Consider the following 13,594-nt stretch of genomic DNA (forward strand, 5'->3'; position numbering starts at 1 on the left):
AGTTTTCAAAAAAGCCACCCATTGGGTGGCTTTTTTTATGGTTGTATAAAGTCGGGTCAGATTAGGCAGAGTTGCGCTGGGCTCCCCCAGTAAATAGTTTTACCTATCTTTACATTTTCATGGTGTTTACAGTTTTATCTGTTGTTAAGTTTTCTTTTTATCGCTGAAAGTTGATTTTCATTCTCTCTTCATTTTTGTACTTCTATCTATAGGTCACGTAAGTCTGCGTTTTGTAAGGCTTTTCTTGTGGTTCCTAGTTCTTTTGGTTGCTTGCTGAAAATATTTGAATATTTTTTATTACAGGAATCGATTTTGGTTTTGGTGTTTGGGAAAGGTTTTTTGTGATCTCTTCCCTCTTTTTGTTTTCTATTTCTGTCGGGTGAATTTTGACTTGCCGAATTTGGTGCGGCAGTGTTGGTTCTCGTTATGGCAGCGAAAATAACTTTTCAGGAGGTGCGTCAGCATGGGGCTAGCTATAGATAAAAATATTCGAAAAATATCCTATAAGATAGACTTTGGTGGATTTTCTTTGGATAGGAATGAAGAGGTAGGTGGGGTTTGGCCGAATGGTGTGGTGAAATATTATGTGCCCTCCAATTTAGATTCCGGTTATGTTAATTCGGTAAAAAAGGCTATGTCTCATTGGGAAATTTGCATTTATCGAAAGTTCAGATTTGCAGCGATTAAGTTCCTGCAGGTTGGAGCGGCAGGCCGTGGAGTGGTTACAATTAAGGACGACCGCAGTAGTGCGACGGTAGGGTTTACCAATAAAACCGATCAATATTGTGGTGTAGATTGGAAAACTAATAGAGCAGCGATTGCCTCCCTTCCCCATGAAATCGGTCATACACTGGGTTTGGCCCACGAACACATGCGTGCCGACGCCCCTCTGTCAGTGAAGAACACACTGGACTCCCTGCAGCAGCAAACTCGGGTGCAAACCCTCACCAGGTTTTTAACACACAATTCTGCTTTTGATGGAAACTCCATCATGATGTATGACGACCAGGCAAGGGCACTGGGGATTGTTAAAAACACTCGTGAGGGAGGCTGTAAAATATCGGCCAATCAGGTGAATAGTTCTACCTGGAATCCCAGTGCTGGGGATCTGGATATGCTTTCATATCTCTATGATGGCAATCGTCAGACGCTGCCGAGATCTTTTGCTGGGCCTTTGATGTAGCCAAAAGAACTAGGGTGCGATGCGGTTATTTTTATTGGAGTAAAAATAAGGGAGTTTTTTACTCCCTTATTTATGTTGCTACATAGTGTCGGGCTGAGCTGTAGTGGCCTCTTTAAAATTCAATTTCATATCTATCAATTAAGAAAAGGATTTTCTGGGTTTTGCTAGGAGAATATTGCCTTTTCTGTGTCGATGATTATTAACTGTCAGCTCTTAATGTGGCGAATAAAAATTCATTATCGTAAGCTGTAAATCGTGGCGTCCTATTGATCTAAATTCTGAAGAGTAACTCTAGCTTACCTGTCAAATTTTAGCGGCCAGGGGTATAGGTAATATAGATGCCACTGCTTTTCTAATTTTCCTTTCTCGTAGCTGGTGATATACACGACTTGCCCCCACTCCTATACTGCCGAAAACCAATTGTTTAGGAGCGAATATGACCAGGGCATTGATTGGGGTGATTGGAGGAAGTGGCCTTTACGATATGCCGGGGCTGACTGAGGTGGAGGAGGTCCATATCGACACTCCCTTTGGCAGGACTTCGGACGCCATTGTCTGCGGTAAGCTCGCAGGTGTACCAGTAGCTTTCCTGGCCCGTCATGGTCGCAATCATCACCTGATCCCCTCCCAAGTGCCTTATCGGGCAAATATCCATGCCCTGCGCCAGCTCGGCGTGCGCTACATCCTGTCTCTCTCGGCTGTGGGCTCCCTACAGGAAGAGGTACGGCCGCTGGATATGTTAATCCCCGATCAGTTCATTGATATGACTCGCCGGCGGCAGAGTACCTTTTTTGGAGATGGCGCGGTTGCCCATGTGTCCATGGCCGATCCAGTATGCTCTGCTGTCGCTGATAGTTTGGCGCGTGCTTTCACGCTGACCCAGGCAGAGCAGCCAATTGAGTTACACCGAGGCGGCAGTTATATCTGTATCGAGGGCCCACAGTTTTCCACCCGTGCCGAGTCCCACTGGTATCGCAGTATGGGGGCGTCGGTTATCGGCATGACCAATATGCCTGAGGCCAAGTTGGCCCGGGAGGCACAAATTGCCTACGCCACGCTGGCTATGGCTACTGACTATGATTGTTGGCACCCTCGTGAGGAGGCGGTAACCGCAGAGGTAGCAATTGCGAATCTTCAACAAAATGCTACGCGCGCGCAGCAGATTGCGATGGAAGCCATACGTATTTTAGGCGCTGAGCAACCGGAGTCCTCCGCTCATACAGCACTGTTGAGCGGTCTGGTGACTCCCCTCGAAGCTATGCCTGAGGAAACACAAGCTGTAATAAAACCACTGCTTGCTCCGACAGAACCAGAGCTTGAAGAAATGGAGCAGTGATATCGATGCGTGAGACCTTACCCCTGCTGGAGCTATCGGATTTCCCCTCCCTGCACCGAGGGGCCATTGAGACCTTGCAGGTCAATATTGGCTACCGTTGTAATCAGCGCTGTTTACACTGCCACGTCAATGCTGGGCCTAATCGAACCGAGATGATGTCGGACGACAATTTGGCGCTGTTATTGGAAGTTCTTACGGTCCGTAAACCCCGTGTGCTGGATGTGACTGGTGGGGCCCCGGAATTGCACTGGGGTTTTCGATCCCTTGTAAGAGGGGCGCGAGAGCGCGGAGTACATGTAATAGATCGCTGTAACCTGACAGTTCTTTTTGAGCCGGGCCAGGAAGATACTGCTGAATTCCTCGCTGAAAACCAGGTTGAGGTCGTTGCCTCCCTGCCGTGTTACTCAATCGATAATGTCGATAAGCAACGAGGTAAAGGGGTATTCGATAAGAGCATTGCGGCGTTACAAAAATTAAATGCATTGGGCTATGGCAAGCCCGGCAGTGGCTTAGAGCTCAACTTGGTCTATAACCCCCAGGGACCCTTTTTACCCCCGGAGCAAAGTGCTTTGGAGGCGGACTACCGAAGAGAGTTGGCGAACCACTTCTCCATTAAATTTAATCATTTGTTCGCTCTCACCAATATGCCAATCAAGCGTTTTGGTTCGATGCTGATTTCTAAGGGGCAGTTTCACGATTATATGGCGCTACTCAAAGACAGTTACAGTGCGGATAATCTCGCTGATGTTATGTGTCGTAGCTTGGTTAGCGTCGATTGGCAGGGAAATCTATTTGATTGCGATTTTAACCAACAACTCAACATGCCTATTCCCGGTCGATTACATTTGCGAGATTTAATCGAGATAGATCTGAAGGGGGCGGCAATTTGCGTTGCAGATCACTGTTACGGTTGTACAGCCGGGCAGGGAAGTAGTTGTGGTGGGGCTCTCTAGCTTTCTGTTAAGGCAGATGGAACCTGAAAACGATGAGTAAAAAAATCCTGCTGGTAGCCGCTATTGTCGTATTGGTGGTGGCTTTCTACTTGCTTGACCTACACCATTGGTTGAGCCTGGAAAAGTTAAAGGATGGAGCGGAGGACTTTAAACGCTGGCAGATGTCGTCGCCGCTTTTAGTCGGGTTTTTGTTTCTGGTCTTCTATATTTTGGTGACTGGCTTATCACTTCCCGGGGCAGCAATTCTAACTATTGCAGCCGGCGCATTGTTCGGTCTTTTCTGGGGTACTGTAATCGTTTCTTTTGCTTCCAGTATCGGTGCTACCCTGGCCTTTTTAATGGCTCGATATTTATTCCGGGACTATATTCAGGGGCGTTTCTCAGAGCGGCTTCAAGTCGTCAATAAGGGGATTGAGCGGGAGGGGGCATTTTACCTTTTTGCGCTGCGATTGGTGCCGGCTTTCCCTTTTTTTCTAATTAATATCCTGATGGGGCTCACCCATATTAAAGCCTGGACTTTCTACTGGGTTAGTCAGCTCGGAATGTTGGCGGGTACGATAGTTTACGTAAATGCCGGCACCCAGTTGATGAGAGTGGAAAATCTCAAGGATATTTTATCTTTGCCACTATTATTGTCTTTTGTTCTATTGGGTGTGTTTCCCTTAATTGCAAAATATGCGCTCAACTGGCTTAAGCGCAGGCGTCAGGCCGGGTGATCGATTTATGCAGAAACCTAAGAAATTTGATCGTAACTTAATTGTTATTGGTGGTGGTGCGGCGGGCTTGGTCACGGCTTATATCTCTGCGGCGGTCAAAGCAAAAGTTACTCTGATCGAAGCGGGTAAAATGGGTGGTGATTGTCTCAATACCGGTTGTGTACCCAGCAAAGCATTGATTATGTGCGCGCGGCAGGCCCATAGGGCGCGATGTGCAAGTGAGTTTGGCGTTATTCTTCAAGAGCCCGTAATTGATTTTCCCCGGGTTATGCAGCATGTCAGAGAATCTATTCAAGCAATCGAACCCAACGACAGTGTTGAGCGCTATACCGAGCTTGGGGTTGAAGTACTACAGGGAACCGCAGAGTTGGTAGACCCCTGGACGGTGAAGACCTGTCTAAACGATGGGGGAGAGCAAATACTGACGGCGAGAGCTATTGTATTGGCTACCGGCGCTGAGCCGAGTGCCCCGCCGTTTCCCGGACTCGATCAAGTGAATTACCTCACAAGCGATACCTTGTGGGATCGCTTTACCCAGCTACAAGCTCCGCCCCGCCGACTGGTGTTATTAGGTGGCGGGGCAATAGGTTGTGAGCTGGCACAAGCATTGGTCCGGCTCGGTTCGCAAGTCGTCTTGGTAGAGAGATCCGATACTATATTACCGGAGCTTGATACGGAAGTAACCGCAGCCGTAACTGAGGCGCTCACCCGCGATGGTGTAGAAATATTAACAGATCATGAAGCCGTTGAATTTGAGGGTAGTCCTGAACGAAACGGTGGAACCCTAATTGTTCAGAATAAGGGCAATAAGGTTAGGTTGGAGTTTGATGAAGTAATTCTGGCGCTGGGTAGAAAAGCGAAATTGGCAGGTCTTGGGCTTGAAAACTTGGGCTTGCAGGAAAGTGGCAGGCTTCAATTGGATGGATGCCTGCGTACAACCTATCCCCATATTCTTGCTGCTGGAGATGTTGCTGGACCTTATCAATTTACCCATATGGCCTCCCACCAGGCCTGGTATGCGGCGGTGAATGCACTTTTTGGTGATCTCAAAAAATTTGCCGTAGATTATTCATTAGTTCCCAGTGCTGTATTTGTTGATCCTGAGGTGGCCAGTGTTGGCCTTTCTGAGGAGGCTGCTCGTAAACAGAATGTTAAGTACGAGATAACCCGCTACGATCTCGAACATTTAGATCGAGCGATTGTCGATGGCGCGCGTCGAGGTTTTGTGAAAGTACTTACGGTGCCGGGGAAAGATAAAATACTCGGTGTTTCCATTGTCGGTGAGAATGCAGCGGAATTAATTACGGAGTTTATTTTGGCTATGAAATATGGGCTGGGATTGAATAAGATTCTCTCAACGATTCATATCTATCCCACTATGAGTGAAGCCAATAAATTTGTTGCGGGCAATTGGAAACGTGCTCACGCACCAACAGCTATTTTACGTTTCTTAGAGGTTTTTAACCGCTGGAGGCGCAACTAATGCAATTCAGTGTGATAGTCCCTCTATTAAATGAAAAGGAGCAAATATCCTCTTTACTGGAGCACTTGCAGCATTTGAAAGTGCAGGAAGGTTGTGAAGTTATTGTCGTAGACGGCGGTAGTACCGATGGTAGTGTTGAGATTCTAGAGCAGTCTGGTTTGCGGCTGGTCCACGCCACTCGGGGTAGGGCGGTTCAGATGAATGCCGGTGCGTTAATGGCTAAAGGTCAGTGGTTAGTGTTTTTGCATGCCGATAGCCGTCTACCCGCAGATGCCCTCAAGTCCATCGCAAACCTCGAAAAGGAGAATGCCCACTGGGGGCGTTTTAATATTCAAATTGTCGGACACAGTTTTTGGTTTCCTTTGATTGCGACTCTAGTTAATTTACGCTCTCGTTTTAGTGGTATTGCTACAGGGGATCAGGCCATTTTTGTGCGCCGTGGTTTGTTCGAAGCTATCGGTGGATTCCCTGCGCAGCCGTTGATGGAAGATATTGAGCTGAGTCGTCGTTTGCGCAGTTATTACTGGCCCTATTGTTCTCGGGAAAAAGTAGAAACCTCAGGGCGTCGCTGGGAAAAGTACGGCGTATTGAGAACTATTTTATTGATGTGGCGATTGCGTTTTGATTACTGGCGGGGCGTATCAGCAGAGAGTTTGGCAAAGCGCTATGAGTAGTTTTCTATTGCCGCCCATGCGTCTTGTAGTGATGGCTAAGGCTCCGTTGCCAGGGTATGCAAAAACTCGGCTAATTCCTACTTTGGGAGAGAAGGGCGCAGCCGCTCTCGCATTACAGTTATTACAGGATACATTGGCAGAAGCGGTGAAGGCGGATCTGGGCCCTGTCGAGCTGCATGCTGCGCCCAACTCCCGGCACCTTTTTTGGCAGGAGTTCAAATTGCCTCGGGGAGTAAAGCTTTACAGCCAGTCAGAAGGTGATCTCGGTCGGCGCTTGTGGCAGGCTGCGAAAAGTTCTTACGCCGCTGGCCAGGGGTTCTTTTTGATGGGGACAGATTGCCCGGCATTAAATGCAGAAAGACTCCGAGCCGCGGCTGTGGCGCTAGTGCATACGGACTCCGTTATGTATCCCGCAAAAGATGGTGGCTACACCCTGTTGGGATTGAAGTATCTGCATTCTCGCTTGTTTGAAGATATATGTTGGAGTACTGAAGTCGTTGCCCAGCAAACCCTGGAGCGATTACAGGAATGTGATATGCAGTGTCAGCAATTGGATGTGCTTGCGGATATTGATGATCCTGAGGATTTGCAGTTTTTACCTAGAAATCTTTCGAGGCGTCTGGCAGATTTTCGGGAAGCAGATTAAAGGTAATCGAGAGTAAGAAGTATTTCTAGCTTGAACCAGGAAGTGCTGGCTCTAGGAATATAACTTCCCGCGTGACCTGCCAGCGCCCATTTTCATACACCAAATCTATCGCCAGTTTTAACAGTTGCTCCTGGCCAGCCAAATTATTTTTCCGCGAGAAGATTACTAAAGCACTGTTTTCATTTGCCACTATGTGGTGAATTTTTTTCCAGTCGTTGAGAGGTAGTTCACCCGCGTCACGCTTGGCTTTAAACATATTGATGAAGGCCGTTTTGTCTGCCACTGTGACCCGGTCCGAAGGGTCTAGTATGAAGACCTGCATTTCCCGATGGTAGACACTTTCCAGTTCGTCTTCTCTGCAGTACACCCCGGCCTGCACGAGGTAGTCAATAAACTGCTCGATCTCTCTTACCGTATCTGGATTATCCATCGCTCAGGCACTCCAATCGGGACCAGATGAATATAGATTAAGGTGGAGATATTTGGGGCTTTCTTCGGCCAGGTTAAGCTGGCCTAGAGGGGGATTAGAGAGCGGGGGCGGCGCTGGCTTCGGAATTCACTGCACTGTTCTCAGCAAGGATCCCACCGTTTTCATCATTGGCTGCGGCCAGTCGTTGTTCCTCGATGCGGCTACTCCAGCTCAGAAGGGCTTGATAGTGGCGAATATTCTGTACATAAGTCACCGGCTCCCAGCCTCGGGCATAGCCGTGTTTGGTGGTCTTGTAATACTGACGCTTGGCCAGAAGGGGCAGGTGTTCGCGCACATCGGGCCAAAGATCTGGATTGCCGCCCATTCGTTCTGTCAGTACCCGGGCATCCTCAAGGTGGCCATAGCCTACGTTGTAGGCAGCCAGGGCCATCCAGGTTCTGTCGGGCTCGCGAATGCGATCCGGCAGTTTGTTGCGGATTTGTACGATATAGCGGGCACCACCCTCAATGCTCTCTTCGGGGTTTAGGCGGTTTACACCGAGATCTTTTGCGGTGTTCAGAGTCAGCATCATCAGGCCGCGTACACCGGTGCGAGAGCGGGCACGCGGATTCCAATAGGATTCCTGGTAGCTGAGGGCCGCGAGTAAGTGCCAGTCGAGGTCATATTGGTCGGCAACCTTTTGCATGGTGCCGCGCCACTGGGGCAGGCGCTCGCGGCTGCGCTTGGCAAAGGCCTTGGCGCCGCCCACATTTAGGTCGCTGACGTGGCCGAAAAATTCTTCCCGCAACTGGGCAATCATGCCATTGGTATTGGCGCGCAACATAAAGCGGCGTGCACTGCGATAGAGGCTGTCGTCATCACTTTGTGGGAAGGCCCAGGAAACCGGCTGGAACTGGGTGAGGTTGAACGCAACCGCAGTGTTTGGGTAAAGGCCGCGGTGAACTGCATAGGCGTTGGAATCGACAATTGCATAATTGTATTTTCCTTCCTGCACCATCTCTACCAATTCCATGGCGTCCACGTCGGAGACTTCCTCCCAATCCAACTCAGTATAGCGGGTGGAGAGTTTCTTCATTTCTTCTGCGTGAGCGCTGCCCGCGATGACGGCGACCTTTTTTCCTTCGAGATCGCTAGTTTTGCGCGGCCGCTGTTCGCCAACTCGGTAGATAACCTGCTGGCGAATTTCAAAATAGGATGGGGTAAAGCGGACTTGTTCGCGACGCTCTGGAGTTACCGTGAGGCCGGCAGCTGCGAAGTGCGCGCCACCCTCTGGGTCGCGCAGCTGATCGAACATTTCGTCCAGATCGTGCACGTCGCGAATTACCAATTTCACCCCCAGCTCTTCAGCAAATGCACGCAGCATGCCGTATTCAAAGCCGGTCGGGTTGCCGGAGGCGTCTTCGTAATAAGTGGTGGGGCCGTTTTGTGACAGGACAACCAATTCACCGGTGGCTTTGACACGCTCGAGCGTATTCGGTGCTTTACTGGCAACCAGCAGGGAGGCGCAGCAGGACAGGGCGATCCCTTTGCACACACGGCGGACGTAGCGCAGCATACGGCTTTTCATCATCATAGGCTGTCCCCTTTAGCTAGTCCGTTGGTTTTTTTGCTGTTGTGCCTAAGGCCCTGTATGTCGATTTCGCTCTCAAATACGAGGGCAAAATTTGACGCAGTCCGCCAATTTTACATTATTTGACGACAATCTGCCCAGTTTGTCTTTTGAACACTGTGATCTGCGCGCTTGCAAAGCATTACAGACTTAGGTAGGTGAACCTGACTTTGATACAAAGTTGGTTTATTTACAGCCAAGCTTGCTGGTCTTTTGAACATTCAGGTTACTAATTAGTTCATGTGTACCCAAGTGTCGGGCGGGTGTGTTGGAGTAGCGATGCTTCAGGTACAATTGCGCCTCTCAAATTTCCGGGGCCTTGTGCGAAATCCCATTCGCGCAATCTTTCTCATTTAGACAAGAGGCTATCTCCCGCAATGTTAGTTCTGCGTGGTGCTCCTGCACTGTCGAAATTCCGCCATAAAAACCTGCTCAATCAACTGCGCGCGCTGCAACCAACCATCGACGATCTCTACGCTGAGTTCGTTCACTTTGCAGACAGCGACTCACTGGATAACCAGGAGATGGCCCTGCTGGAGCGGTTGCTCCAATACGGCCCAACCGAGGAAAAACACGAGCCGAAAGGCGAGTTGATCCTGGTAGTGCCGCGTCCGGGCACAATTTCTCCCTGGTCTTCCAAGGCTACTGATATTGCGCATAACACTGGCCTGAACAAAGTTCATCGCCTGGAGCGTGGCATCGCCTACTACGTTACTGGTGTCGAGTTAACCGAAGCTGAACGCCTTGTGCTGGCCTCCCGCTTACACGATCGTATGGTTGAAGCGGTATTCACCGATTTTGCTCAAGCTGAGCAATTATTTGTGGAAGAAGCGCCGCGCCCGTTGCGCGGTGTGGATATTCTCGAGGGCGGTCGCGAAGCTCTGGAAGATGCCAATGTTACCTTGGGCTTGGCCTTGGCCGAAGATGAGATTGATTACCTGCTCACCAGCTTTCAAGAGCTGGAGCGCAATCCCACAGATGTAGAGCTGATGATGTTTGCCCAGGCAAACTCCGAGCACTGCCGCCACAAGATCTTCAATGCCTCCTGGACCATCGACGGCGAAGAAATGCCGCACTCCCTGTTCGGCATGATCAAGAATACCTACCAGAAGGGGGGGGGCAATGTGTTGTCCGCCTATGCGGATAATGCAGCCGTCGTTACTGGTAGCGAAGCGGGGCGTTTCTACCCGGATCCTGACAGCAAGGAATACGGTTTCAGCACTGAAGCCATTCATCTGCTGATGAAAGTGGAAACCCACAATCACCCTACCGCGATTGCTCCTTTCTCCGGTGCTGGTACCGGGGCCGGTGGTGAAATTCGTGATGAAGGTGCAGTTGGCCGTGGCTCCAAACCAAAAGTGGGCCTGACCGGTTTTACGGTTTCCAACTTGCGTATTCCCGGCTGGGAGCAGCCTTGGGAAGCCAACTATGGCAAGCCTGAGCGTATTGTTACCGCTCTGGATATTATGATCGAAGGCCCGATCGGTGGTGCAGCATTTAACAATGAGTTTGGCCGCCCGAATATCTGCGGTTACTTCCGTACCTTTGAAGAAAATTTCGATGGCGAGCGCCGCGGCTATCACAAGCCGATCATGTTGGCTGGTGGTTACGGCAATATCCGCGAAGAGCATGTAGACAAGCCCGAGTTTTCCCCTGGCGCCAAACTGGTAGTGCTGGGTGGCCCGGCGATGTTGATTGGCCTCGGTGGTGGTGCAGCCTCCAGTATGGCCAGCGGCTCCAGCTCTGAAGATCTGGATTTCGCTTCAGTACAGCGCCAAAACCCGGAAATCGAGCGTCGCTGCCAAGAGGTGATCGACCAGTGCTGGCAGTTGGGTGAGAGCAACCCCATTGCCTTTATCCACGATGTGGGTGCGGGCGGTTTGTCCAATGCTTTCCCCGAGTTGGTGAAAGATGGCGGTACCGGCGGTAATTTTGAACTGCGCAATGTGCCCTGTGATGAGCCGGGTATGAGCCCGCTGGAAATCTGGTGTAACGAATCCCAGGAACGCTATGTATTGGCGGTTATGCCGGAAGACCTGGAGCGCTTCGAGCAAATCTGTGAGCGTGAGCGCGCGCCTTACGCCGTTGTCGGTGAAGCTACCGAAGACAAGCACTTGCTGTTAAATGACAAGAAGTTTGAATCCAAGCCTGTAGACCTGCCGATGTCGGTGTTGTTCGGCAAGCCGCCGCGCATGCACCGTGAAGCAGAAACTCGCCAGGTGGAAAGTAAGGCATTTTCCACAGTAGATATCGACCTGAATGAAGCGGCTGAGCGGGTGCTGCGCCTGCCCACAGTTGCTAGCAAGAGCTTCCTGATCACTATCGGTGACCGCACTGTAACCGGTCAGGTTTCCCGCGATCAGATGGTCGGTCCCTGGCAGGTGCCGGTGGCCGATTGCGCGGTAACTACCGTTGCCTATGACAGCTACGCCGGCGAAGCCATGTCTATGGGTGAGCGCACCCCGGTGGCATTGCTGGATGCACCGGCCTCGGGCCGCCTGGCAGTGGGTGAGGCAATTACCAATATCGCCTGTACCCCAGTGAAGCAACTGTCCGATATCAAACTCTCCGCTAACTGGATGTGTGCAGCGGGCCATCCGGGTGAAGAGGAAAAACTTTATCGAACCGTAGAAGCGGTGGGTATGGAGTTGTGTCCTGAATTGGGCATTACCATCCCGGTGGGCAAAGACTCCATGTCTATGCGCACTGCCTGGGAGGAAGAGGGCGAGCAGAAATCGGTTACTGCACCGCTGTCTCTGGTAATTTCTGCCTTTACTCCGGTAACTGATGTCCGCAAGACAGTGACACCGCAGCTGCGCACCGATAAAGGTGAGAGTGAGTTACTGTTTATCGATCTGGGTGCCGGCAAAAATCGCTTGGGCGGCTCCTGTCTGGCGCAGGTATACAACGAGCTGGGTGACAAGCCCGCAGACCTGGACGATGCCAAGAAGCTGAAAGGTTTCTTCGAGGTGGTACAGCAGGCTCTGAATGAAGACCTGATCATGGCCTACCACGACCGCGCTGACGGCGGTCTATTTACAACCCTGGCGGAAATGGGCTTTGCCGGCCGCGTGGGTATGGATGTGGAAATCTACGAACTGGGTGAAGACCCGATTGCGGCGCTGTTCAGTGAAGAGCTGGGTGCGGTATTGCAGGTTCCCGCCTGTGAAGCGGATATGCTGGTACAGCGCTTTGCCGCTGTGGGTGTACCCACCCACAAGATCGGTTACCTGAACAATAACGAACACCTGTGCATCACCAATAACGGTGTTGAAATCTTCAAGCGCTCCCGTGCTGAATTGCAGCAGATCTGGTCGGAAACCAGCTTCCGTATCCAATCCCTGCGCGATAACGCCGAGTGCGCCGAGCAGGAATTTGCTGCAATTGCCAAAGAAGACCCGGGCCTGACAGTAAACCTCACTTTCGATATCAACGACGATATCAGCGCACCCTATATCGCTAAAGATGTTCGCCCGAAAGTTGCTGTACTGCGAGAGCAGGGTGTGAATAGCCAAGTGGAAATGGCGCACTCTTTCCACCGAGCTGGCTTTAACGCTGTCGACGTACATATGAGTGACATCCTATCTGGCCGTGTAGCGTTGGATGAATTCAAAGGTTTGGTGGGCTGTGGTGGCTTCTCTTACGGCGACGTACTGGGTGCCGGTGAGGGGTGGGCTAAAACCATCCTGTTTAACGATCGTGCCCGCGATCAGTTTGAGGGCTTCTTCAATCGCAACGATACCTTCGGCTTGGGGGTGTGTAACGGTTGCCAGATGTTCTCTGTGATCAAAGAGCTGATTCCAGGTGCGGATCACTGGCCGCGCTTTGTACGCAACCTCTCTGAGCAATATGAAGCGCGCTTCGCACTGGTAGGCATTGAAGACTCACCTTCCGTGTTGTTTAAAGGTATGGCGGGTACTTACATGCCGGTTGCCGTTGCTCATGGTGAGGGGCGCGTAGAGTTTGCTGACCAGCAGGCGCTGGAGAAGTGTGAAGCTTCCGGCACTATCGCGATGCGCTACCTGAATAACAAAGGGGAAATTACCCAAACTTATCCGGCCAACCCCAACGGCTCGGTAAATGGTATTACCTCCCTGAGTTCTGAGGATGGCCGCGTGACTATTATGATGCCGCATCCTGAGCGTGTTGCTCGGGCTGTCAGCAATAGCTGGCATCCAGATGAGTGGAAAGAAGATTCCGGCTGGATGCGCTTGTTCCGCAACGCGCGGGTGTTTGTCGACTAAGACAAGTCATTCCCTCGGTTTTTGCCTGCCGAGGTACGCGTAAAGATTGTGGTGGCCGTTTCAGGTCACCACAATCTTTAGTAAAAATAGAAATATTTCTGTAATATTTTTCAGCCCTTTCATTTCTTGGCGTATTTTTTCCCTTCCTTAAAGTAGAAACTTCAGCTACTGCTATACTTAAACGATTATTCGAAATAACGTTTTTGCTATGGTGCAGTTATCTGTTGTATTTGCAGTTTACTTGCTCATTGCTCCATCCAATGTCTTGCTGGGATTAGGGTTCACATTTAATTCCGTTCGATTCTTTTCAAATTTCATCG

The 13,594-nt window shown here is 50.6% G+C and carries 10 protein-coding genes; 8 read left to right on the top strand and 2 right to left on the bottom strand.

Going from position 1 to position 13,594, the window contains the following annotated elements:
• Positions 1-463: 463 nt before the first annotated feature.
• The 7 genes from ACJJIL_RS04650 (at position 464) to ACJJIL_RS04680 (ending at position 6,991) form a co-directional block, all read left to right on the top strand.
• Positions 464-1,183, top strand: coding sequence for a M12 family metallopeptidase (locus tag ACJJIL_RS04650; protein WP_444917962.1), 720 nt, complete (start codon positions 464-466; stop codon positions 1,181-1,183).
• A 436-nt stretch (positions 1,184-1,619) separates the two neighbouring features.
• Positions 1,620-2,519 carry an S-methyl-5'-thioadenosine phosphorylase gene (gene mtnP, locus ACJJIL_RS04655; RefSeq protein ID WP_444925644.1) on the top strand — a complete coding sequence of 300 codons (900 nt, stop codon included), beginning with the start codon at positions 1,620-1,622 and terminating at the stop codon, positions 2,517-2,519.
• Between the two features lie 5 nt (positions 2,520-2,524).
• Positions 2,525-3,472: an arsenosugar biosynthesis radical SAM (seleno)protein ArsS gene (gene arsS, locus ACJJIL_RS04660; protein ID WP_444917960.1), complete on the top strand. Its 948-nt coding sequence runs from the start codon at positions 2,525-2,527 to the stop codon at positions 3,470-3,472.
• 32 nt (positions 3,473-3,504) lie between these two features.
• Complete coding sequence (locus ACJJIL_RS04665; RefSeq protein ID WP_413662980.1) at positions 3,505-4,188, top strand: TVP38/TMEM64 family protein; 684 nt, start codon at positions 3,505-3,507, stop codon at positions 4,186-4,188.
• 7 nt (positions 4,189-4,195) lie between these two features.
• On the top strand, positions 4,196-5,671 hold the full coding sequence (locus ACJJIL_RS04670) for a dihydrolipoyl dehydrogenase family protein (RefSeq protein WP_445361287.1): 1,476 nt from the start codon (positions 4,196-4,198) through the stop codon (positions 5,669-5,671).
• Positions 5,671-6,345 carry a TIGR04283 family arsenosugar biosynthesis glycosyltransferase gene (locus ACJJIL_RS04675; protein ID WP_444925641.1) on the top strand — a complete coding sequence of 225 codons (675 nt, stop codon included), beginning with the start codon at positions 5,671-5,673 and terminating at the stop codon, positions 6,343-6,345. The genes ACJJIL_RS04670 and ACJJIL_RS04675 overlap by 1 nt, the downstream gene beginning before the upstream one ends.
• Complete coding sequence (locus tag ACJJIL_RS04680; RefSeq protein WP_444925640.1) at positions 6,338-6,991, top strand: TIGR04282 family arsenosugar biosynthesis glycosyltransferase; 654 nt, start codon at positions 6,338-6,340, stop codon at positions 6,989-6,991. Before ACJJIL_RS04675 ends, ACJJIL_RS04680 begins: the two co-directional genes overlap by 8 nt.
• Before the next feature lie 25 nt (positions 6,992-7,016).
• Here ACJJIL_RS04680 and ACJJIL_RS04685 read toward each other — a convergent pair whose 3' ends face one another.
• The gene (locus ACJJIL_RS04685) at positions 7,017-7,421 is read right to left on the bottom strand and encodes a hypothetical protein (protein WP_445361288.1); all 405 of its coding nucleotides are present in this window, start codon (positions 7,419-7,421) and stop codon (positions 7,017-7,019) included.
• A 94-nt stretch (positions 7,422-7,515) separates the two neighbouring features.
• The gene (gene mltF / locus ACJJIL_RS04690; protein ID WP_413662975.1) at positions 7,516-8,994 is read right to left on the bottom strand and encodes a membrane-bound lytic murein transglycosylase MltF; all 1,479 of its coding nucleotides are present in this window, start codon (positions 8,992-8,994) and stop codon (positions 7,516-7,518) included.
• Positions 8,995-9,407: 413 nt separating this feature from the next.
• Between mltF and purL the strand changes: the two genes are divergently transcribed.
• Entirely contained in the window at positions 9,408-13,274 is a 3,867-nt protein-coding gene (purL, locus tag ACJJIL_RS04695; RefSeq protein ID WP_444958428.1) for a phosphoribosylformylglycinamidine synthase, read from the top strand.
• Positions 13,275-13,594 lie beyond the last annotated feature (320 nt).

Source organism: Microbulbifer maximicatervae (SeqCode), assembly GCF_052468095.1.

Bases quoted from the DNA above. Each gene is read 5' to 3' on its own strand.
- ACJJIL_RS04685 (WP_445361288.1), bottom strand. From the start codon at position 7,421: ATGGATAATCCAGATACGGTAAGAGAGATCGAGCAGTTTATTGACTAC.
- ACJJIL_RS04675 (WP_444925641.1), top strand. From the start codon at position 5,671: ATGCAATTCAGTGTGATAGTCCCTCTATTAAATGAAAAGGAGCAAATA.
- arsS (WP_444917960.1), top strand. From the start codon at position 2,525: ATGCGTGAGACCTTACCCCTGCTGGAGCTATCGGATTTCCCCTCCCTG.
- purL (WP_444958428.1), top strand. From the start codon at position 9,408: ATGTTAGTTCTGCGTGGTGCTCCTGCACTGTCGAAATTCCGCCATAAA.
- mtnP (WP_444925644.1), top strand. From the start codon at position 1,620: ATGACCAGGGCATTGATTGGGGTGATTGGAGGAAGTGGCCTTTACGAT.
- ACJJIL_RS04665 (WP_413662980.1), top strand. From the start codon at position 3,505: ATGAGTAAAAAAATCCTGCTGGTAGCCGCTATTGTCGTATTGGTGGTG.
- ACJJIL_RS04670 (WP_445361287.1), top strand. From the start codon at position 4,196: ATGCAGAAACCTAAGAAATTTGATCGTAACTTAATTGTTATTGGTGGT.
- mltF (WP_413662975.1), bottom strand. From the start codon at position 8,994: ATGATGATGAAAAGCCGTATGCTGCGCTACGTCCGCCGTGTGTGCAAA.
- ACJJIL_RS04680 (WP_444925640.1), top strand. From the start codon at position 6,338: ATGAGTAGTTTTCTATTGCCGCCCATGCGTCTTGTAGTGATGGCTAAG.
- ACJJIL_RS04650 (WP_444917962.1), top strand. From the start codon at position 464: ATGGGGCTAGCTATAGATAAAAATATTCGAAAAATATCCTATAAGATA.